2 protein-coding genes are annotated in these 1087 nt (G+C 66.6%); both read left to right on the top strand.

Annotated elements, in window-relative coordinates:
* The first annotated feature begins 191 nt into the window (after nucleotides 1–191).
* Complete coding sequence (locus ADL01_RS47285; RefSeq protein ID WP_053743656.1) at nucleotides 192–608, top strand: transposase family protein; 417 nt, start codon at nucleotides 192–194, stop codon at nucleotides 606–608.
* The gene (locus tag ADL01_RS47280) at nucleotides 605–823 is read left to right on the top strand and encodes a transposase family protein (RefSeq protein WP_053743655.1); all 219 of its coding nucleotides are present in this window, start codon (nucleotides 605–607) and stop codon (nucleotides 821–823) included. Before ADL01_RS47285 ends, ADL01_RS47280 begins: the two co-directional genes overlap by 4 nt.
* Nucleotides 824–1087: the final 264 nt, after the last annotated feature.

The raw sequence follows: 1087 nt of genomic DNA, 5'->3' as shown, positions 1-1087 counted from the left end.
TAACCCGATCCATGGATGCATGTCGTGTCAACGAACCAGCACCCGGACGGTCACCGCGCCTGGAGAGGAACTACGTGCACCTCTCAAGCAACGGCATTGCGCCAACGGCAGCAAGTGGATGCCCATGCCGGTCGACACGTTCTCCGTCTGGTGCTGAGACGCACCGCTGGGGCCCGCGCAGAGGAAAGCTGGTGGCTGGCTTCGGCCGGAGCTGTCACCAATCCGGCGGTGACGGGACGTGCCCCCGACAGACGCGGCGTGCCGCACCACCGGCAGCGCGACTGGACCGCGCGCTGCAGAAGATCGCCCGCAGCGGCGGTGTCGTGGTCCTGCTGGACGGCACCCTCGTGCGCACCCGCCGCCGCACGGGGACGGAGAACCGGAAGAACTTCTCAGGCAAACACAAGGCCCACGGCCTGCTGTTCCTCGCCCTGACCGACGTGAAGGGCAACCTGATCTGGATCTCCGCGGCCAAACCCGGCCGCTCCAGCGAGATCACCACCGCCCGGCACAACAAAATCACCGAACAGCTTCGGGCGGCCGGGCTCGGGGCGCTGGCCGACCTCGGCTTCGTCGGCCTGGACGACGATCCCGACGACACCCGGTGATCATCACCGGCCGCAAGGCCACCCGGAACCACCAACTCACCGCCGCGGAGAAGGAAGCGAACCGCCTGCTCAGCCGCGAACGAGCCGCCGTCGAGCACGGCTTCGCCAACCTCAAGTCCTGGCGCTTTCTGACCAAGGTCCGCATGCACGCCCGCCACGCGACCATTCTCCTGCGGGCTCTGCTCGTCCTCGCGAACACCGAAGTGCAGAGGTGACGGACGATCTCCGTCAAGCGATCATGCTCCCGGCCTGCGCTAGTACGTCATTCCCGACCCACGCCAACCCCGTGACCTGCGAAATCACGATGAAAATTTCTCATTGACCATCCTCGGATCCCTTCCCATGCCTGACCCGGCGTCACCGCCCGGTCGCCATCCGTGGAAGCGACCGTACGGCGTACCCGGGCCCGAGCGGGGCGCGATCCGTGAAGTCGACTCTTTGCGCGGCTTTCAGGTTCGCGGGGACTCTCACGGCGATCT

It is taken from the genome of Streptomyces sp. NRRL WC-3618 (assembly GCF_001280005.1).
Lineage (GTDB): Bacteria > Actinomycetota > Actinomycetes > Streptomycetales > Streptomycetaceae > Streptomyces.
The sequence above is the reverse complement of the archived record's forward strand: the minus strand, read 5'-3'. Positions and strand labels throughout refer to the sequence as shown.